The sequence below is a fragment of the Actinoallomurus bryophytorum genome, from assembly GCF_006716425.1.
Lineage (GTDB): Bacteria > Actinomycetota > Actinomycetes > Streptosporangiales > Streptosporangiaceae > Actinoallomurus > Actinoallomurus bryophytorum.
In genome coordinates, this window is record NZ_VFOZ01000001.1 from 5,796,036 (window position 1) to 5,815,532 (window position 19,497).

19 protein-coding genes are annotated in these 19,497 nt (G+C 70.6%); 8 read left to right on the forward strand and 11 right to left on the reverse strand.

Translation table 11 applies throughout. The features are described 5' to 3' along the window. Positions 1 to 41: 41 nt before the first annotated feature. Together FB559_RS27170 and FB559_RS27175 are read right to left on the reverse strand one after the other, a co-directional pair. Positions 42 to 2,831 (reverse strand): ABC transporter substrate-binding protein, encoded by a 2,790-nt coding sequence (locus FB559_RS27170; RefSeq protein WP_141958911.1) that lies wholly within the window; start codon positions 2,829 to 2,831, stop codon positions 42 to 44. Positions 2,832 to 2,849: 18 nt separating this feature from the next. Next, positions 2,850 to 4,412 (reverse strand): serine/threonine-protein kinase, encoded by a 1,563-nt coding sequence (locus FB559_RS27175; RefSeq protein WP_141958913.1) that lies wholly within the window; start codon positions 4,410 to 4,412, stop codon positions 2,850 to 2,852. A gap of 331 nt (positions 4,413 to 4,743) precedes the next feature. On the opposite strand from FB559_RS27175, the gene FB559_RS27180 reads away from it, so the two are divergent. Together FB559_RS27180 and FB559_RS27185 are read left to right on the forward strand one after the other, a co-directional pair. Continuing rightward, the gene (locus FB559_RS27180; protein WP_141958915.1) at positions 4,744 to 5,040 is read left to right on the forward strand and encodes a DUF4193 domain-containing protein; all 297 of its coding nucleotides are present in this window, start codon (positions 4,744 to 4,746) and stop codon (positions 5,038 to 5,040) included. Positions 5,041 to 5,054: 14 nt separating this feature from the next. Further along, complete coding sequence (locus tag FB559_RS27185; RefSeq protein WP_246122103.1) at positions 5,055 to 5,855, forward strand: hypothetical protein; 801 nt, start codon at positions 5,055 to 5,057, stop codon at positions 5,853 to 5,855. Positions 5,856 to 7,209: 1,354 nt separating this feature from the next. Here FB559_RS27185 and FB559_RS27190 read toward each other — a convergent pair. Beyond that, positions 7,210 to 7,521, reverse strand: a complete 312-nt coding sequence (locus FB559_RS27190) for a DUF4235 domain-containing protein (RefSeq protein ID WP_141958917.1) — start codon at positions 7,519 to 7,521, stop codon at positions 7,210 to 7,212. Positions 7,522 to 7,619: 98 nt separating this feature from the next. Here FB559_RS27190 and valS point away from each other — a divergent pair, with 98 nt between their 5' ends. Next, on the forward strand, positions 7,620 to 10,154 hold the full coding sequence (gene valS / locus FB559_RS27195; RefSeq protein WP_141958919.1) for a valine--tRNA ligase: 2,535 nt from the start codon (positions 7,620 to 7,622) through the stop codon (positions 10,152 to 10,154). Positions 10,155 to 10,164: 10 nt separating this feature from the next. On the opposite strand, the gene FB559_RS27200 is transcribed toward valS, so the two are convergent. Continuing rightward, complete coding sequence (locus tag FB559_RS27200) at positions 10,165 to 10,902, reverse strand: SDR family oxidoreductase (RefSeq protein ID WP_141958921.1); 738 nt, start codon at positions 10,900 to 10,902, stop codon at positions 10,165 to 10,167. Positions 10,903 to 10,994: 92 nt separating this feature from the next. Here FB559_RS27200 and FB559_RS27205 point away from each other — a divergent pair, with 92 nt between their 5' ends. Further along, positions 10,995 to 11,639, forward strand: coding sequence for a TetR/AcrR family transcriptional regulator (locus tag FB559_RS27205; RefSeq protein WP_141958923.1), 645 nt, complete (start codon positions 10,995 to 10,997; stop codon positions 11,637 to 11,639). Between the two features lie 12 nt (positions 11,640 to 11,651). Here FB559_RS27205 and FB559_RS27210 read toward each other — a convergent pair whose 3' ends face one another. The 6 genes from FB559_RS27210 to FB559_RS27230 are packed head-to-tail and all read right to left on the reverse strand — an operon-like array spanning position 11,652 to position 14,751. Further along, positions 11,652 to 12,212, reverse strand: coding sequence for a hypothetical protein (locus FB559_RS27210; RefSeq protein WP_221640198.1), 561 nt, complete (start codon positions 12,210 to 12,212; stop codon positions 11,652 to 11,654). 18 nt (positions 12,213 to 12,230) lie between these two features. After that, positions 12,231 to 12,407: a hypothetical protein gene (locus FB559_RS44135; RefSeq protein WP_185792422.1), complete on the reverse strand. Its 177-nt coding sequence runs from the start codon at positions 12,405 to 12,407 to the stop codon at positions 12,231 to 12,233. Next, positions 12,394 to 12,963 (reverse strand): hypothetical protein, encoded by a 570-nt coding sequence (locus FB559_RS27215; protein WP_141958925.1) that lies wholly within the window; start codon positions 12,961 to 12,963, stop codon positions 12,394 to 12,396. Before FB559_RS27215 ends, FB559_RS44135 begins: the two co-directional genes overlap by 14 nt. Positions 12,964 to 13,004: 41 nt before the next feature. Then, positions 13,005 to 13,523 carry a thioredoxin domain-containing protein gene (locus FB559_RS27220; RefSeq protein WP_141958927.1) on the reverse strand — a complete coding sequence of 173 codons (519 nt, stop codon included), beginning with the start codon at positions 13,521 to 13,523 and terminating at the stop codon, positions 13,005 to 13,007. Continuing rightward, the gene (locus FB559_RS27225; RefSeq protein WP_141958929.1) at positions 13,523 to 14,056 is read right to left on the reverse strand and encodes a MauE/DoxX family redox-associated membrane protein; all 534 of its coding nucleotides are present in this window, start codon (positions 14,054 to 14,056) and stop codon (positions 13,523 to 13,525) included. Before FB559_RS27225 ends, FB559_RS27220 begins: the two co-directional genes overlap by 1 nt. Further along, a complete protein-coding gene (locus tag FB559_RS27230) occupies positions 14,056 to 14,751 on the reverse strand; it encodes a hypothetical protein (RefSeq protein WP_141958931.1) in 696 nt (231 codons plus the stop codon). The genes FB559_RS27225 and FB559_RS27230 overlap by 1 nt, the downstream gene beginning before the upstream one ends. A 235-nt stretch (positions 14,752 to 14,986) precedes the next feature. Here FB559_RS27230 and FB559_RS27235 point away from each other — a divergent pair, with 235 nt between their 5' ends. The 4 genes from FB559_RS27235 (at position 14,987) to FB559_RS27250 (ending at position 18,402) form a co-directional block, all read left to right on the forward strand. Then, positions 14,987 to 16,216 carry an AI-2E family transporter gene (locus tag FB559_RS27235; protein ID WP_141958933.1) on the forward strand — a complete coding sequence of 410 codons (1,230 nt, stop codon included), beginning with the start codon at positions 14,987 to 14,989 and terminating at the stop codon, positions 16,214 to 16,216. A gap of 142 nt (positions 16,217 to 16,358) precedes the next feature. Then, positions 16,359 to 16,871 carry a dUTP diphosphatase gene (dut, locus tag FB559_RS27240; RefSeq protein ID WP_141958935.1) on the forward strand — a complete coding sequence of 171 codons (513 nt, stop codon included), beginning with the start codon at positions 16,359 to 16,361 and terminating at the stop codon, positions 16,869 to 16,871. 3 nt (positions 16,872 to 16,874) lie between these two features. Then, entirely contained in the window at positions 16,875 to 17,687 is an 813-nt protein-coding gene (locus tag FB559_RS27245) for a DUF3710 domain-containing protein (RefSeq protein WP_246122105.1), read from the forward strand. Positions 17,688 to 17,826: 139 nt separating this feature from the next. Next, the gene (locus tag FB559_RS27250) at positions 17,827 to 18,402 is read left to right on the forward strand and encodes a Uma2 family endonuclease (protein WP_141958938.1); all 576 of its coding nucleotides are present in this window, start codon (positions 17,827 to 17,829) and stop codon (positions 18,400 to 18,402) included. On the opposite strand, the gene FB559_RS27255 is transcribed toward FB559_RS27250, so the two are convergent. Next, positions 18,399 to 19,478: a YeiH family protein gene (locus tag FB559_RS27255; protein WP_141958940.1), complete on the reverse strand. Its 1,080-nt coding sequence runs from the start codon at positions 19,476 to 19,478 to the stop codon at positions 18,399 to 18,401. The two genes, FB559_RS27250 and FB559_RS27255, sit on opposite strands and share 4 nt — an antisense overlap. Between the last annotated feature and the right edge of the window lie 19 nt (positions 19,479 to 19,497).

The window sequence follows — 19,497 nt, forward strand, 5'->3', positions numbered from 1 at the left end:
TTGCCGCCGTGGCGTCACGGGCCGGTCACCAGGAGGTACGGCTACTTTCTCGCCGTCGTCGTCAGCACCGGGTAGCCGATGTAGTCCATCCCGACGCCGACGAACTTCTTCAGGTCCGCGACCCGGTACTGCGTGTGGGAGTACAGGGGGATGAGCGCCATGTCATCGAGCGCGATCTTCTCCGCGCCCTGGAGCTGCTTGGTGCGCTGCGCCGGGTCGGTGGTCGAACGCGCGGCCTTCAGCGCGTTGTCGAAGGCCGGGCTGCTGTAACGCGCGTAGTTGCTGCCGCCCACCGACCCGTCGTTCTGGCGCTGGATCGAGTCGCTGCTCAGCAGCGAGTCCATGAAGTTCTCCGGAGACGGGTAGTCGGCGATCCAGGAGAACGGGTAGAGGCCCTCGGCCTTGGCGCCCGCCTCGTCCTGGTAGAACTTGTCCAGCGGCAGCTTCCTGAGCTCGACGCTCCAGCCGAGCACCGACTGGAGCTGCTGCTGGACCACGTTGGCGAGCTGGGTGTAGGAGCTGGAGTCGCCCAGCGACAGCGTCACCTTCGACCCCGGGCCGAGGCCCGCCTGCTGCGCCATGGACTTCGCCTTGGCCACGTCCTGGGTGCACGCGGCGCAGCCACCCACCAGCGCCCCCGGGATGGCCGGGGGCACCAGGGAACTGGCCGGGGAGTACACCCCCTGGTAGGCCGACGTGATGATGGCCTTGCGGTCCAGCGCGTACGACACCGCCAGACGCGCCTCCTTGGTCTTCATCACGCCCTTGTCGTCGATCGGCAGCAGGAAGGTCATGCCGCCGATGGGGCCCTTGATCAGATCACCGTCACCGGAGTGCTGGGCGAGGGCGGCCGGGATGGAGCCCGACTGCAGCTCCGCCCAGTCGTACTGGCCCGCGTCGAAGCCGGACAGCGCGGAGCTCAGGTCCGTGACGAACGACGCCTCGACCGTGTCGAGCTTGGGCTTGGCGAAGGCGTAGGAGTCGTTGCGGACCAGGGTGAGATGCGTTCCCTTGCTGTACCCGCTGACCTTGAACGGGCCGTTGCCGATCGGCAGCTTGTCGTAGGAGGCGTTCGAGGCGTCTCCGGCCGTCGTGGGCATCGGGACGAACACCGGTGCGCCCACGCGGTTGCGGAAGTCACAGTCGGGCCGGGTGAGCGTCACCTGGAGCACGTCGCCGTTCGCCGTGACGCCCGACATCGTCTGCGCCGAGCCCGAGACCACGTCGCCGTAGCCCTTGATGTCGTTCATCAGGTAGCCCTCGCCACCCGTCTTGTTCTTCACGGTGCGGTTCCAGCTCCGCGCGAACGCGGCGGCGTCGACCGGCTCGCCGTTGCTGAACTTCGTGCCCGCCCGGATGGTGAACCGCCACTGCGTACACGCCGGGTCCGAGGTCGCCTGGGTGGCGAGGGCGGGCGTGACCGAGCCGTCCGGCTTGACCTGGCTCAGCCCGGTGAAGAGGTTCTCGACGACGAAGAAGTCGGCCACGGTCAGGGCGTTGGACGGGTCGATGGACTCCGGCGCCGTCATCGCCATGCGGAACGTGCCACCCGCCACGCCGACCGGCGGCTTGGGGGTCGGCTTGTCCGTGTGCCCGCCGGCCAGCTTCACGGCGGCGACCGCCCCGGCCGCGATGAGCAGCACCATCGCCGCGGTGGTGGTGATCAGCACGCCCGGACGGACCCCGCGGCGCGGGCGGTACGGGCCCGCGGTGTAGTTCTTCGTCATCAGGCCGGGGGGCGGCGTGTCGGACCCGGGTGGATGGTGACCCGGAGCCGGGGTGTCCGCGCCCTGGCGGTACGAGCCGGGCGGGGGCGTGTCGTGGCCGCTCTGGTACGGAGGCGGTGTGTCGTGGCCGGTGGGATACGCGCCTTGGGGATAGGGGTCGCCGGAGCCCCACGGGCCGCTCGGCGGCGTCCACACCGGCGGGCCCGTGTCCTGCCCGGCCGCCTGCGCGCCCTGGTTCAGCACCTCGGTGGACGGTGCGGGCCGCGCGCCCGGCCGTACGCCCGGCAGCGCGACGCCCTCGTTGGTGAGCAGCCGGAGGAGGACCTGCTGGGCGGTCGGCCGCTGCCGCGGGTCCTTGGCCAGGCAGGCCAGGACGATCTCGCGCAGGGGACCCATGAGCATGCCGAGCGACGGCTGGTGGTTCACGATGCGGTTCATCACGGCCGGGATGGAGTCCTGGCCGAACGGCGGGCTGGCCGTCGCCGCGTACACGATCGTGCAGGCCCAGGCGAAGACGTCGGCGGGTGGGCCGGCGACCTGCCCGGAGATCTGCTCGGGCGACATGTACGACGGCGTGCCCACCGTCGTGCTCGTTATCGTCCCGCTGGTGTCGAGGGCGCGCGCGATGCCGAAGTCGATCACACGCGGGCCGTCGGCGGCGAGCAGGACGTTCGTGGGCTTGAAGTCGCGGTGGACGATGCCGGCCTCGTGGATCGCGGTGAGCGCGGTCACGGTGCCGATGGCCAGGCGCTGCAGCACGCCGCCCGTACGCGGGCCCTGCGTGTCCACGACCTCGCGCAGCGAGGGACCCTCGATGTACTCGCTCACCAGGTAGGGCGTGTCGCCCTCCACGTCGGCGTCGAGGATCCGGGCCGTACAGAACGGCGCGACCCGTTTGGCGCTCGCGAGCTCCCCGGCGAACCGGGCGCGTGCCTTGGTGTCACCGCTGAACTGCGCGTGCAGGAGCTTGACGGCCACCGGCTCGCCGTCCGGGTCCTCGCCGAGGTAGACGACTCCCTGGCCGCCCTCCCCGAGACGCCCGGTCAGGCGGTAGGAGCCGAGCCGCTCAGGGTCGTTGGCCCGGAGAGGAGTGGTCTCCGGCATGGGTGTGCCTCCCAGCGGTCACGGCTTGGTGAGCGTCGCGTTCGCGAACGAGGCGCCGTACGAGGTCCTGCTGATCTGCCAGTCCATGGAGGAACCGCTCAGCGTCATCGTCACGTACGAGGACGTCGGGCACTTGCCGCCGGTCTGGTTGACCAGCGTCTGGCTGAACACCACCTTGGACTCGCTCGAGCTGTTCGGATCCATGGTCATCGAGCCGGAGCAGTTGCCGTAGTCGGCGGTGCCGAACCGGGAGTCGGACGTGAGGGTGATGGTGACGTTGAACGCGCCCTGGTCCGCGCCCGGGTCCGTGTTGTGCCCGGAGCCCTTCCAGATGCCGACATAGGAGTCCGGAACGCCGTAGTGCGACGGAGTGTAGGTCGGGATGTTGTCCACGTCGTCTTTGGTCTTGTGCAGGAACCCGGCGGCAATGGCGACCGGCACGCCGACGACGAGCAGCACGAAGACCACGCAGCCGATGAGGACGAAGATCGGAGCGTTGGACTTGCGCCGCGGCGGCGGTGGCGTGAAGCGAGGAGGCGGCGGTGCCTGGCGCTGCTGCTGCCAGGGCGGTGGCGTCTGCTGACCGCCCATCATCATCGGCGGGTTGGGCGTCGACGGGCCCGGCATCATCGGCGGCGGCGTGTTGATCAGAGGCGGGGGCGGCGGCGTGTGGACGATCGGCGGTGGGGGCGGCAGCTCGGCGGCGATCTGGGTGCCCCGGTCGAGCAGGTCCTCACGGTCGGCCGAGGGGCCGGGCGTCGCGCCGACCTGGCCGAGCAGGCGCAGCAGCAGCTGGTGCGCGGCCGGTCGCCGGCGAGGATTTTTGTCCAGCGCGGCGCCGACCAGCTCGCGCATGGTGCCGGTGAGGCGGGAGAGGTCCGGTTCCTCGTTCAGGATCCGGTTGATGATCACGGGGAGGGTCTCGGCCTCGAAGGGGGAGTGACCCGTCGCCGCGAAGACCATCGTCGCGCCCCACGCGAAGATGTCGACCGCGGCCGTCAGGGGCTCGCCGGTGAGCTGCTCGGGCGCGAGGTAGCCGGGAGTGCCGACCACCATGCCGGTGGCGGTGACGGAGCTCTGCTGGGAGTTGATCGAGCGCGCGATGCCGAAGTCCACGACCCGTGGCCCGTCGGCCGCGAGCAGCACGTTGTTGGGCTTGAAGTCACGGTGGACGATGCCGGCCTCGTGGATCGCGGCGAGCGCGGTCGCGGTGCCGATCGCCAGGCGTTCGAGCGAGGCGCCGCGGAACGAGCCCTCCTGGAGGACCACGTCGTACAGCGGAGGCCCGTCGATGAACTCGCTGATGATGTAGGGCGGGCGACCGTGGAGGTCATAGTCCAGGACCTGGGCGGTACAGAAAGGTGACACCTTCTGTGCCGCTTCGACCTCACGCGCGAACCGCGTACGTGCCGACGAGTCGGTGTTCATCTGCGCGTGCAGAAGTTTGATCGCCACGTGGTCACCCGACGGCGACCGGCCGAGATAGACGGCCCCCTGGCCACCTTCCCCGAGCTTCCCCACTACTTGGTACTGCCCCAGCGAGCCCGGATCGCCCGGCTCCAGGGGAGCGGCATCCGGCATGTGGCCCCCTCCAACAACCCTTATTCTTTGCACCCGCCAGGTCTATCCCGGCGGGAACGATATCGCGTTACCTGAGACGCTCGTCGTGCTTATCCGGTTCATGGTTGTGAGGAGGGGACTTGACGTCCGCCTGCTGCTGTGATGTCTGACACATCGGACATCCCCGGCGCGGGCAAGGGAAGAGGCCGTGTGACGCGACGTGGCTTGCGTGTTCTGGGGCAAATCCCGTGACAGAATTTCCCGCCCGGATCGGGCACAAGATGGGCTTCCCGAGCGTTAGACCCGCGCGACGGGGCGCATAACTATGGACCGAGGGGGATGGAGATAGAAGATGGCCACCGACTACGACAGTCCACGCAAGACCGATGACGACCTCAGTGAGGACAGCCTGCAGGAGCTGCAGGCGCGCCGCGCTGACAAGAGCACCGGCGTCATCGATGAGGACCTTGATGCAGGTGAGGTCACCGAACTGCCTGGTGCGGATCTTTCGAACGAGGAGCTGAGCCTCCGAGTTCTGCCACGGCAGGCCGATGAGTTCACCTGTGCACGCTGCTTCCTTGTGCATCACCGGAGCCAGCTGGCCGAAGAAAGGAACGGCCAGCTGATCTGCCGCGAGTGCGCGGCCTGAGGCCGGGAGCAGCGGTGCCGGAGAGAGAGGTCGAACGCTGGGAAGACGGCGACGACCGGCTCGGCCACGAAATGGCAGAGCTGGTCGGCCGGCTGTCCGTCGAGGAGGACATGGACCGCGAGACCCGCGGTCGCCTGCTGGGCCGTATCGCGCGCCTGATGGCCGCGAGCGCGCGCCGAGCCGGGGCCGCGGGCGTCGGACGGGGCCGCTGGCTCACCGACACCGTCATGGAGATCGCACCGCACGTCCCGGTACGCGATCTTGAAACACTACGCAACCACCACGATGGCCTCACGGGCGAGGCGCTGGCCGAGTCGGTCGTACGCGCCGCCCAGCGGGCCACCACCGGGGTCGGCGCGGCAGGCGGAGCGCTCGCCGCGATCGAGTTCGCCGCGCCACCGCTCCTGCTGACCGCGCCGGCGCAGATCATCGCGGAGACCGTGGTCGTCGCGACCATCGAGGTCAAGATGATCGCGGAGCTACACGAGATCTACGGCGTCCAGGTGCCGGGGACCGGCCGGACCCGCGGCGCGATCTTCCTGCAGTCATGGGCACAGCAGCGCGGATTCGACCCGATGCAGCCCGGCACCGTGACCGCCGCACTCGGCGTCGCGGCAAAGGCCGGCCTGCGCAAGCGCCTGCTGCGCACGTTCGGCCGCCACTTCACGACGCTGGGCCCGTTCCTGACCGGCGCCGTCGCGGGTGGTGCGCTCAACCGCGCGGCCACCAGAAGGCTCGCGGACAACATCCGCAACGACCTACGCGGCCAGCACGTCGAGCGTGGCCCGCAGCCGCCTTCCATCGAGGGGCAATAGAGGCACCGACGGACACGGGAGACCGCACCCTGCCCGGTAGGGCCTCGAGGCGCAGGACGGTAGCCGCACCGATTTCGGGACGCACAGACGGTCGCCACCCCGCCCTGGCCGGAGCGAGGCGCTCCGATGTTGATCCCCAAAGAGCTCAGCCGCCCTGCGCCGCAGGCATTCACCGGTCGGCACCGCGCTGAGCGAATGCCCGTGGGCATGTGATCTCCGAGAGTTCTTTTGAAGGCAGCCGCACGCCCGCGAGGCGGGGCCATCCGGGGTGGGACGGTTCTGTGCGCCCGCGTTCCTCGGGCGCAAGCGGCCATCGATCGTCCCGATCCGGAGCGAGCGCTCCGACCATCCGATGGATCCCCCAGGGGCTCAGCCCCCTGCGTCGCAGGCATTCACCGGTCGGCACCGCGCTGAGCGAATGCCCGTGGGCATGTGATCTCCGAGAGTTCTTTTGAAGGCAGCCGCACGCCCGCGAGGCGGGGCCATCCGGGGTGGGACGGTTCTGTGCGCCCGCGTTCCTCGGGCGCGAGCGGCCATCGGCCGCCCCGATCCGGAGCGAGGCGGGGCGATCCGGAATGGGACGGTTCCGTGCGCCCGCGTTCCTCGGGCGCGAGCGGCCATCGGCCGCCCCGATCCGGAGCGAGGCGGGGCGATCCCGATCACCGGCGGGTGGATTCTCTGGGGGACCCGGCGGATGGTCCCCATCCTCCGTCCTGGGCGAATGCCAACGGGCATGTGACCTGGGACCTCCAGGTCTCTGGAAGCAGCTGTCTGTAGGGCAGCCCGGACGAGGATCAGGATTCCCGGGAGGTACCGGACGGGGATCAGGGTTCCCGGGAGGTACCGGACGGGGATCAGGGTTCCCGGGAGGTATCTGACGACAGGGACGGTGTCGAGCCTCTGCGTACGGCGGAACTGGACGGCCTGGCGGACGGCCCGCCCACCGGCATTCGGGTTGCCCAGCCTGCCGACACCTTCACGCGGTCGCGGGTCGGCCGGCCGGTCGCCTGCGAGACGCGCTATTGGAGGGAGACGGTTTCGAAAGCCTGGTCCCCTCGGCGCTCAGGCATCCACCGAATGGGCCTGTCCCTAGTGAATGCCAACGGGCATGGGCCCAAGGTCAGTCCCGGAAGCCCGACGGACCCCATCATGAGCGGTCATTCCGGGCGTCGACTCCTCATCCGCGAAGCTCCCAGGCCCCTCGGCCGGCGGGCACCATGGCGGTCGTCCCGGGCGTTGACTCCTGATCCGCGAAGGTCCCGGCCCTTCGGCCCGCGGGCGCCATGGGCGGTCATCCCGGGTGTCGACCCCTCATCCGCGAACCCGGCCCCTCGGCCTGCCGGATGCCCGGGGATCAGGAAGCGACGTTTTTGATCTTGTCGGTGGCGGTGCGCAGGGCGGCCGGGAGTTCGCCCGTGCTGTTGTGCCAGCGGTTGGCCGCGGCGCGGGTGGCCAGGAGGCGGGCGACCTCTATTCCGACGCCGGTGACGACGGCCCAGCCGATGGCCTCGGCGAGCTCCACCTCGGGCGACTCGGGGTTGGTCGGCGGCTCCTTGCCGGTGATCTGCTTCCAGCCGACCGTGATCGCCTTACGGGCCACGAAGCCCGCCCCGAAAGCCGCCGCGCCGGCCAGCAGCCGCCAGCCCAGATCGCCCTTGTCCGCCATGCCGATCCCTCTCAGTCCATTAGGTTTGCACCGAGCCTCTCACAGGCGATCACTTAATGACGACGGACCTGCCGTGGTTGCCCAATACCATTGGCGACATGACAGAAAAGCCGCCTGCCCCGGAGAAACCCACCCTCGACGGGCTCGAGGCGAAGTGGGCCGACCTCTGGGACAAGAGCGGCACCTACCGCTTCGATCGGTCGAAGCCGCGGGAGCAGATCTACTCGATCGACACTCCGCCGCCGACCGTCAGCGGATCGTTGCACGTCGGGCACGTGTTCTCCTACACCCACACCGACGCGATAGCGCGCTACCAGCGGATGCGCGGCCGTGAGGTCTTCTATCCGATCGGCTGGGACGACAACGGGCTGCCGACCGAACGCCGGGTGCAAAACTACTTCGGCGTGCGCTGCGACCCCTCACTGCCCTACGACGCGTCCTTCGAGCCACCCGACAAGCCCGGAAAGCCCGGCAAGCAGATTCCGGTCTCGCGCCGTAACTTCGTGGAGCTGTGCAACCGGCTCACCGAGATCGACGAAAAGGCGTTCGAGGACGTCTGGCGGCGCGTCGGGCTCTCGGTGGACTGGTCGCTGCTCTACACCACGATCGGCGAGGAGTCCCGCGCCACGGCGCAGCGCGCGTTCCTGCGCAATCTCGCGCGCGGCGAGGCCTACATCTCGGAGGCTCCGACCCTGTGGGACGTCACGTTCCGTACGGCGGTGGCCCAGGCCGAGCTGGAGGACCGCGAGCAGCCCGGAGCCTTCCACCGGATCCGCTTCCACGACGACCAGGGCGGACGGCCGGTCTACATCGAGACCACCCGCCCCGAGCTGCTGCCCGCCTGTGTCGCGCTGGTGGCCCACCCCGACGACGAGCGTTACCGCGAGCTCGTCGGCACGATCGTGCGCACTCCGCTCTTCGGCGTCGAGGTGCCGGTCGTGGCCCATCACCTCGCCGAGCCCGGCAAGGGTTCGGGCATCGCCATGATCTGTACCTTCGGCGACCTCACCGACGTGACCTGGTGGCGTGAGCTGGACCTGCCGACGCGCGCGATCCTCGACTGGAACGGCCGGATCCTGCCCGAGCCGCCGGACGGCGTCGCGCCCGGCCCGTACGCCGAGCTGGCCGGCAAGACCGTGCACTCGGCGCGCGAGCGCGTGGTCGAGTTGCTGCGCGAGTCCGGCGACCTGGACGGCGAGCCACGGCCCGTCACCCGGCCGGTGAAGTTCTACGAAAAGGGCACCAAGCCGCTCGAGATCGTCACCACGCGCCAGTGGTACATCCGCAACGGCGGGCGGGACGCGGAGCTGCGCGACCGGCTCCTGGCGCGCGGCGCCGAGCTGACCTGGTACCCCCCGTACATGAAGGCCCGCTACGACAACTGGGTGGAGGGCCTGGCCGGCGACTGGCTGATCTCACGGCAGCGGTTCTTCGGCGTGCCGATCCCGGTCTGGTACCCCGTCGACCGCGACGGCGAGCCGGTGTACGAAGCGCCGATCACGCCGCCGGAGGAGACGCTGCCGGTGGACCCGTCCTCCGACGCCCCTCCCGGCTACGGCGAGGACCAGCGCGGCAAGCCCGACGGTTTCATCGGGGACCCGGACGTCATGGACACCTGGGCGACCTCGTCGCTGACCCCGCAGGTCGCCGGCGGATGGGAGCGCGACCCCGCCCTGTTCGAGGCGGTCTTCCCGTACGACCTGCGCCCGCAGGCGCACGACATCATCCGTACCTGGCTGTTCTCGACGGTCGTACGTGCGCATCTGGAGCACGGGTCGCTGCCCTGGGCCGGAGCCGCGCTCTCGGGATGGATCCTCGACCCGGACCGCAAGAAGATGTCCAAGTCCAAGGGCAACGTCGTCACGCCCATGGACCTGCTGGTCCAGCACGGTTCCGACGCCGTGCGCTACTGGGCGGCCAGCGGACGGCTCGGCACCGATACCGCCTTCGACACCGGCCAGATCAAGGTCGGCCGCCGTCTCGCCATCAAGATCCTCAACGCGTCCAAGTTCGTGCTGGGCCTGGGCGACGTGCCGGCCGGCACGGCGGTCACCGAGCCCCTGGACCTGGCGATGCTCGCCACGCTCGCCGACGTCGTACGCGAGGCCACGGCGGCGTTCGACGCGAACGACTACACCCGCTCACTGGAGCGCACCGAGCGGTTCTTCTGGAACCTCTGCGACGACTACCTCGAGCTCGTCAAGACGCGCGCGTACGGGGAGGACGGTGCCGGCGAGGGGGCGGCGGCGTCCGCGCGGGCGGCGCTGAACACGGCGCTTTCGGTCGTGCTCCGGCTGTTCGCGCCGATCCTGCCCTACGTCACCGAGGAGGTCTGGTCGTGGTGGCAGGACGGCTCCGTGCACCGGGCCGCCTGGCCGGCCGCCGACGAGCTCCCGGCGGGCGGTGACCCGGCGGTGCTCGCCGCGACCTCCGACGTCCTCCGGCAGGTGCGCCGCGCCAAGTCCGGCGCGAAGGTCTCGATGCGGGCCGAGGTCGAACGCGCCGTGGTCCGCGGTGCCGGCGTACGGCACGTCGCCGAGACGGACCTGCGGGCCGCCGGGCGCATCACCGACCTGGAGCTGGAGACGCTGCCGGAGGAGGGCTTCACCGTCGACGTCACCCTGGCCCCCTGAGAGAGGCCGGTCACGCCTGCGCGGTGGGGCGGACGATGACCTCGCCCACGTCGATGCCGGCCGGCTGCTCGATCGCGAACGCGATGGCGCGGGCGACCGCGTCCGGCGGCATCCCGATCCGGTCGCGTGTCTCGGCGAGCCGTGCCCGCGTCTCCGGGTGCGTCATGGACGCGGCGAAGTCCGTCCGCGTCATGCCGGGCGAGACGATCGTCACGCGGAGGCTGTCGCCGGCCTCCTGTCGCAGGCCCTCGGAGATGGCGCGTACGGCGAACTTCGTCCCGGCATAGACCGACTGGTTCGGTACGACGCGGTGCGCCGCCGTGGACGCGATGTTGACGAAGTGCCCGGAACTCTGCGTGCGGAAGACGGGAAGCGCCGCGGCGATGCCGTACAGAACGCCCTTGATGTTGACGTCGACCATCTGCTCCCAATCCTCGACGCGCAGCTCGTCGAGGGGGGAGACCGGCATGGCGCCGGCGTTGCTCACGAGGACGTCGAGTCTTCCGTACCGCTCACACGCCAGCGCGACGAGGCCGGACAGGTCGTCGCGCCGGGTCACGTCCGTGCGCGCGCAGGCGACCTCGCCGCCCTTGTCCGCGATGCGTGCAGCCACGGCCTCCAGGCGGTCCGCTCCGCGCGCCCCGAGGACGACCTTCGCGCCGCGCTCGGCGAGGAGAAGCGCGGTCGCCTCGCCGATACCGCTGCTCGCGCCCGTTATCGCGACGACCTTGTCTTCGATTCCCTGCATGAGTTGTCCCTTCGGTGACGCCCGCAATGTAAGTGGGCTATCACTAAGCTAATGTAAGAGGGCTATCACGTCCAGTCGAGCGGGAGGCCGTCGTGCCCCAGGGCGCAGGGAGCGGTCCGCGCGGCCGCTATCACCACGGCGAGCTGCGCGCCGCGCTGATCGAGGCAAGCTTCGACCTGCTGGCGGAGTCGGGACTGGCGGCCTTCTCGGTCGCGCGGGTGGCACGCAGGCTCGGGGTGAGCACGGCGGCGCCCTACCGGCACTTTCCCGACCGCGACCACCTGGTCGCCGCCGTCGCCGCGCAGGCGGCCGTGGAGCTGCGGGAGCGGTTCGTGGAGGCGGCGGAGGAGGCGGGGGAGGACCCCGCCGAACGCTTCGCGGCGACCGCCGGGGCCTACGTACGCTTCGCGGGTACGCGCGGCGCGGGGTTCGACGTCATCTTCGCCGCCGAACTGGACCGGTTGCACGACGACGCTCTGGCCGGCGCGGGACGCCCGCTGATGGACCTGCTGCTGGACCTCGCGCAGCAGGCCCTCGGCCAGGGGCCGGAGGCATCCCTGACCTTGGTGGAACACCACGTGGTGGCCGCGCACGGCTACGTGGCCCTCCACCGCGAGGGATTCTTCGCCCGCCGCTACGAGGGCGTCGCCGCCCTCGCGGACCGCGCCGTGGCCGGGAGCCGCACTCTCCTACGCGGCATGCGCGAACCCCCGCCGCGGCCTCCCGGCAGCCCCTGAGCCGGCAGCCCATCAGCCCAGGAGCAGCAGGACGGCGAGGGCGGTCAGCACCGTGATGCCGATCGCGTTCGTCAGCAGCGGCATCCGGGTCACGCGGCGGTCGTCCCACTCGTCGTGCCGGCTGGCGTAGCGGACCGCCGCCGTCACGGCCCGGCCCGCTCCGAAGCCGGTACCCGTCAGGATCGTCGTGACCGGCCCCTGGTGCGCGAGCAGCAGCCCGAGCGCGACCACGTACGGAGCGCCGGCCGAGACGAACGTGCGTACCCCGGTTCCGAGCTCGAACCCGAACTGCAGAGCCCCGCGCCGTATCCGGCGTTGGAGTACCTCCTGCGGGATCTGCCGTGCGTTCTGCGGCAACGGGACGCGCACCCAGCCGGCCTCGCGCGCCACGCCGAGAACCGCCACGGCGAGGATCGCGCCGGTGCGTACGGCGCCCGGCAGCGGGGCGGCCAGCCCGGACAGCAGCCACAGGACGCCCGCGGTGAGGGTGCCTCCGAGGAGGAGGCCGAGGGTGAAGACGGCGAGGACCTGGCCCTGCCGTACGGGAGCCCGCCAACCTGGCGAGAACAGCACGAAGTCGCTGTTACGCGTTCAAACCGAGCCGGACAGGGAGTAGCCCGCCAGCGCGCCGACCGAGGCCCAGCACAGCACCGCCTGGTCCGCGGCCGACGCCGCGACGGCCAGCAGGGCCAGCGCGGCGAACGGCAGCAGCGGCTCGGTCAGGCCCCGGCGCAGGCGTCCCGCCGGCCGGGTCTCAACTGCAGGCATACTGCCACCGGCAGATCGACTTGTACCAGGTGCCGGCCGTGCTCTTCGTCCAGCCGTCGTGGCAGCGCCAGGTCACCGAGTTCGCGCAGTTCCCGCAGGGGTTCGTGTAGTGCCAGATCCAGCCGTCGTACTTGCTGCCGTAGCACTCGTTCGGCCGGAGCTTGTACTTGCCGGGGTCCGAGACGCCGGACTTGTGGTAGCCCTTGTACGTCCCGCTCGTACGGCAGGCGGTGGACACGACGGTGCTGGGCCCGCAGCCGGGCGAGCAGTTGTGGTCCGACGCGTACGACGGGCACGTGGTGTAGATGTCGTAGTAGCCCGGGGTCAGACCCTTCGTGTAGGGGCCCGGGACCCAGCCCGTGGCCAGGGCCTTGCGCGCCGGGGCGAAGATCCCGACGGCGGCCAGCCCGGCCGTGGTGCCGGCGGCGATCGCCCCGCCGAGCATGGACCGGCGGCCGACGCCTTCGGCGGTCGCCGCGGGCGCGTGGCGGCGTACGCGCCCCGCACCTTCCGGGCGGGGGCCGCGCAGCGGGGGAATGCTGTCGAGTTCGAGCATGGCCACTCCTCGTTCCGGCGGCCGGTCGGCCGCATCAGGTCTCATCGCGTGCTGCGGTCCAGCTCCGCGTCGTCGTTCAGTCGTCCACCGGCGTCGGTGACCAGCGTGTGAAGGGCGCGTACCGACCCGACCGGCTCCGCCGTGCGCACCCGTCCGTCCGCCCCGATGACCACCCCGTACGGCGTGGCCGGGACCTGGTACGCCGTGAAGAGCTCCGACTGGCGTGCCAGGATCGTCAGGTTCGGCGGCGGGTCCGCCTCGATCGCCTCCTCGGCGAAGATCGCCCTGGTCGCCGGGGCGCCGTCGAGGCCGAGCGCCTCCTGGAAGATGTCGCGGCAGGCCGGGCAGTCCTCGCTGAGGAACAGCAGGAGAGTCGGCTGCCCGGGCTCGGCACGTACGAGGTCCGGCGCGGGCGCGGGCGTGCCGGCCCGCAGGCCCAGGTCGCGGGTGCGCGGTCCCTGGGTGAGGTGGTGCACCTGGCGCACCAGCCCGGCCACGACCAGCGCGAGCAGCACGAGGGCCGCCCAGGTCAGCAGCAGTGCGGTGGTATCGAAGCTCATCAGGCGGCCTGCCTTTCGGGATCGAACATGGCCTGCGGCAGCAGGGAGAGCAGCACCGCGAACACGACGGAGGCCAGGACGGCGAGCGCGGTATGCGTGCCGTGCGCGGGCGCCGCTCCCGTGGCCGCCACGAGGGAGGCGAGGGCGAGCACGGCGGCGCGTCCGGCCACCCAGCCGCTCATCGGCGTGTCCCCGCCCGGCCCGGTCGCGCAGCCGCACGGCACGCTCGGCCGGGTGCGCAGGACGTACAGGCCATAGCCCGCGTAGACGGCGAACAGGACCGCGGCGCCGGCCGCGGCGAGTGCGAGTGTGTGCGGGCGCCCGGCCGGTACGGCGTAGCACGTGGCCGCCCCGAGTGTCCCTTCGAGCGCGATGACGGCGGCCGCGACCGGCCACCGCAGCGGGCTCGGCACGACGCGCTGGGCGGCCAGCGCGGCCGGCAACGCGCGCGGGGCACGCAGGTGCCCGGCGAACGCCAGCAGGAGGACGAGTGCGACGGTGCCGCCGCAGACGCCCGTGAGCATCTCCGCCATCAGGCGACGGTCTCGACCTTGAGCGCGCCGATCCGCGCCGGGACCTTGGCCGTCTCGCCGTCGTGCGGCAGCACGGTGACCACCGCGGACGGCGTGGCGAGCAGGAAGTAGGTGCTGTCGTCATCGAGTGTGTCGCGGAACAGCTCACCGTGGGGCAGCCGGGCGCCGCGCCACGAGGGGAGCCGCCGCGCGGTCGTCTTGTTCAGGGCGGTCATCTCCAGCAGGCCGAGATTCGGGACCTCCTTGGCCAGCTGGGAGGGCTCGGCGATGCCGGCGCGTTTGGGGTTGCGCGAGGCGACGGTGAGCCCGTCGTCGTGCTCGGTCACGCCGAGGAGCTGGAAGACGTGCACGGCGTCGGCGGGTTTGGCGTTGTACATCGGGATGAACATCGAGAACCGGCGGCCCTGCCAGACGACGGCGAGCAGCTGGTCCTCCAGCCCGGACCGCTTGTCGTAGTCGGTGACCCGCGCCGTCCGCAGCCGCCCGCCCTGGATCGAGAACTCATCGTCGAACCCGCGGATGCCCAGGTCGCCGGTCCAGCCCGTGGCGGCGCCGTGCCCGCCCGAGGTCAGCTCGTAGAGCCGGCTGTCGACCGCGTAGCGGGCCACGGAGGTGAACGGCTGGGTGAGGTCGAGATCCCCGGAGAGGTGGAAGCGGTACCCGTCGAGGGCTCGGTGAACGACGCTCTTGGCCATGAATGTGCCTCCCGTGTACGGCCGTCCGATAAATGCCAGAGATCGGGCGTATGTCCGTGTACGTCACTGTTCCCCGGTGGCGTTCTCGCCGAATCGCCGGTGCCCGTTTGTGGCCAACTCCGTCGCGAGGTCAACACATGGGGCCACAAAGACGTCGTTCACCAGCCACGACCCGTGACACGATGAGCGGCCGAATGGACACGCGGAGTTCGGGTAGGCCGGTTGCGGAGGAAACGTGACAGAACGGGATCAGCGAGTACCCCCCGTGTTGGCCGCGGCGGCGGCATGGTGCTGGCGGCTGATCGTGATCGGCATCGTGCTCTACGCGGTCGCCCAGATCATCGGCATGCTTCGCCTCGTCGTCCTGCCGTGCGCCGTCGCCCTCCTGCTCTGCGCCCTGCTGCATCCGATCACCGAGCGGCTGCGCCGCTGGATGCCGTCGCTGGCCGCGACCTGGCTGACGATGCTCCTGGCGCTGGGGGTGCTCGGTGGCGTCGGCACCTTCGTCGGCATCCAGGCCAACGACCAGGTGCCCGACCTCGTGGACCGGATCCAGCACACCGTCAAACAGTTGCAGAACTGGCTGGTCACCGGGCCGCTCCACCTGAAGAACTCCCAGTTGCAGTCGGCCATCGACGAGCTGCTCAAGCAACTGCAGGCACAGCGCGGCAAGGTGGTCGGCACGGTCTTCACCGGAGCCACGGTGGCGGGTGAGGTGATCGCGTCCATCGTCTTCCTGTTCTTCGTGACGTTCTTCCTGCTCAAGGACGGGCGCGGCATCTGGAACTGGCTCATCAGCGGCTTCGGGCGCTACCGCGAGCGCTTCGACCGGGCCGGCCGTGCCTCGTGGGAGACCCTCTCCCAGTACGTCCACGGCACCGTGATCGTCGCGGCCATCCACTCGGTCGTCATCGCGGTCGTGCTGATCATCATGGGCGTGCCGCTGGTCGCCCCGCTCGCCGTCATCGTGTTCTTCGGCAGCTTCATCCCCATCGTCGGAATCCTGGTGGCGGGAGCGGTGGCCGTCATCGTCGTCTTCAGCGTCAAGGGGGGCATCGCCGCCCTGGTCTTCCTCGGCATCCTGGTGCTCGAACAGCAGCTGGAGGGGCACGTCCTGCAGCCCCTCGTCGTCGGCCGGTGGGTGCGGTTCCACCCGCTCGCGATCATTCTCGCGATCACGGTCGGCGGCGTGGTCGCGGGCATTCCGGGCGCCGCCGTCGCCGTGCCGACGGCCGCGGTCATCTACCGCGCGATACCGGCACTGCGCGGCTCTCCCGAGCCGACGCCCGCGGAGGCGCCGGCCAAACCGCCCTCACTCGCCGTGGGCCGTACGTCCGAGTCGTCCGAGTCGTCCGATACGGAGGACGAGCCGTCCGTGCCGGAGGAGGAGCCGCCGGCGCCCGGGGAGGAGCACGGGACGCCGCGCTCCGGCGAGCCGGGACCGGACGAACCGCGAGAGTCATGAGCGGGGGGCACGGTGCCGTACGTGACGTCGCTCGCCGGGTTCCCCTTTGCCCGCCGGGCCGCAGGTCACCGGAAAGAGGCCGTTCAGGCGGTAGTGTCACGCCCTGTGACGTGCCCAGGGCCCATGACCACGAGGTGAACCCGTGACAGTAGACATACTCATCCAGCGGCTGGACCCGGGCCTGCCCGCGCCGACGTACGCGCACCCTGGTGACGCCGGGGCCGACCTGGTCGCCGCCGAGGACGTGGAGCTGGCGCCCGGCGAGCGCGTGATGGTGCCGACCGGCATCGCGCTCGCGCTGCCCGACGGCTACGCGGCCTTCGTGCACCCGCGGTCCGGACTGGCGGCTAGATTGGGAGTGACGATCGTCAATGCCCCGGGCACGGTCGACGCCGGCTACCGGGGAGAGATCAAGGTCACCCTGCTGAACACCGACATCCGCTCCACCGTCCGCCTCCAGCGCGGCGACCGCATCGCGCAGCTGGTCATCCAGCGTGTCGAGCGGGCGGTCTTCCATGAGGTCGAGACCCTGCCGGGCTCGGCACGCGGAGACGGCGGGTTCGGATCCACCGGAGGGTACGCGGGGAACGTCCAAGCCGAAAGGAAGGGTCGCGTCGCGGGCGCGTCCGTTCAGCACAGCAGTGAAGGAGCGTGAGTCGTGTTTCGACGCCGTCGTCGGGACGATGAGCCCGAGAACGACCTCGAGCCGACCGACGAGGAGACCGTCGCGGACGAGGAGATCGAGGACGATGAGCCTGCGGTCGTGACGCATGGCGGCCCGTGGGACTCCGAGGCCGACTCCGTGCCCGAGATGGAGCGGGTCGACTTCGGCGCGATCCAGGTCCCCATCGGAGAGGGCCTCGAGATCCAGGTGAACGTCGAGGCCGTCGAACAGGACGCCGAGGGCAACCCCGTCGGTGGCCGCATCGTCGCGATCACGATCGTGCACGGGGAGAGCGGTCTTCAGGTGCAGCCCTTCGCCGCGCCGAAGAAGAACGGCATCTGGGAAGAGGTCCGCAAGGAGACCGCCGACGAGATCAAGCAGGCCGAGGGGGAGACCCAGGAGGCCGAGGGGCCGTTCGGCACCGAGCTCCACGGCATGGTCCCGGTGGCCATCCCGGACGAGATGCGCGACCAGGTGCCCGCGGACATCGCCGAGCAGGGCTTCGGCTGGCAGCCGGTCCGCTTCATCGGCGTCGACGGCCCGCGGTGGTTCCTGCGCGGCGTGCTGAGCGGCGCCGCCCTTGAGGACCCGGAGCAGGCCGCCACCATGGAGCAGGTCTTCCAGCAGATCGTCGTGGCACGCGGGGACGCCCCGATGCCGCCGCGGGAGCTGCTCGAACTCACTCTGCCGGCCGAGGCCCAGCAGGCCATGGCCGCCGAGCAGGCCGAGCAGGGCGAAGAAGACGAGGGCGAACGGGCTCCGCTGAACCCTTTTGAGCGAGGCCCGGAGATCACCGAGGTCCGCTGAGTCTCAACGAAGATCCCGTCACCGATGAGCGATCGGTGGCGGGATTTTTCGAATTCCTGTTCGTGTAACCGCCTGGACACATAGAGTTATCGGTGTTCGGTATGTGACACTAGGCAACGTGCACGGAGGTGACCCACCGATGACCGAGGCGCTCGCCATGCCACCGAACTACCGCGTAGGGCCCTGGACGATCGACGAGGTGGCCGTGATGCCGGAGGACGGCATGCGGCACGAACTCGTCGAGGGAAAATTGGTGACATCCCCCGTGCCTCCCCCGCCTCACCAGAATGCAGGTCACCGGCTGATACGGATCCTCGAAGCGGCCGCTCCGATTGAGTTCGAGGGCAGCCCGGAGACGAACATCCGGATCGGCCCTGACATGTTCATCCCGGATGTCATGGTGGCAAGGTCGGCGAGCCTGTGCGAGCCGGGCAGTCTTTACGTCTATCCCAAGGACGTCATCCTCGTCGGGGAGACCCTCAGTCCCGGAAACTCCAAGTACGAGCGCGTCTGGAAATCCCAGCGGTATGCGGAAGGCGGCATCCCCTTCTACATGGAGATCGAGCTGCCCACGATGCCGCGGGTCACGGTGTACGAGCTTCGCGGCACGGAGTACGTGCGGATCGCCGACGCTCGAGCGGGAGAGATCCTGAAGCTCAGTGAACCCTTCGAGGTGAGCTTCGATCCAAGCGACCTTGTGGGACCGAGGCGTTAGCGGGTCAGGAGGACGCCGCCGTAGGAGATGCCGGCGATCATCACCCATGAGGTGAGGCCGAGGAGCAGCGCGCGGCGGCCGGTGCGGATCAGTGGTCCGAGGCGTACGGCGCTGCCCAGGCCGAACAGCGCGGCGGCGAACAGCAGGTCCTTCACCGTGCTCGCCGTGTCCAGCACGCCCTGGGGCACCGCTCCCGTCGAGCGGAGCGCCACCATGGCCAGGAAGGCGATCAAGAAGACCGGCAGCACCGGCGGCCGCTTCGCGCCTGCGGCCGGGCCTGCGGCCGGGCCCGCGTGCCGTACGCGCAGGGCGATCGCGGTGGTGACCGGGGCGAGCATGGCGACGCGGATCAGCTTGACCGCCACCGCCGGCAGGAGGGCGGCCGGGCCCGCGACCGTCGCGGTGGCGACGACCTGGCCGACGTCGTGGACGCTCGCGCCGATCCAGCGGCCCTGGTCGTAGGCCGACAGGCCGAGCAGGTGGCCGGCGGCCGGCATCACCACGATCGCGAGCGTGCCGCAGAGCGTGACCAGGGCGACCGCGGTGGCGGCGTCGCGCTCCCGGTCGTCGTCGCGGTCGTGACCGAGGACGCCGTCGACCGCGGCCACCGCGGACGCGCCGCAGATCGCGAAGCCGGAGGCGACCAGCAGTGACGTCCGCGCGGACAAGCCCATCCGGCTACCGAGCCAGCGGGTGCCGAACAACGTCGCCAGCAGCACGAGCACCGTCATGACGATGGTCTGCCAGCCCAGACCGGCGATGTCGGTCAGCGCGACCTGAAGTCCGAGGAGGACGACGCCGGCCCGCATGACCGTGCTGGCGGCGAACCGGGAACCCGCACGCGTGGCCGACGGCAGGACTCCGGTGTTGACCGCGACGATGCCGAGCAGCAGTGCGGCGGTGAGCATGGGGACCGCGCCCACCAGGCGGTGCACGCTCCAGGCCACGAGGAGACCGGCCGCGCACGCCGCCAGTCCCGGCACGAGCGCCGGCCGGGTCCGTGGCTCACGACGACCGGCACGCGACGGCACGACATGGTCGGGACGTACGCGAGGCCGGGCCGTCGAGGTGGTCATGATCTCCAGGATCGGGGCG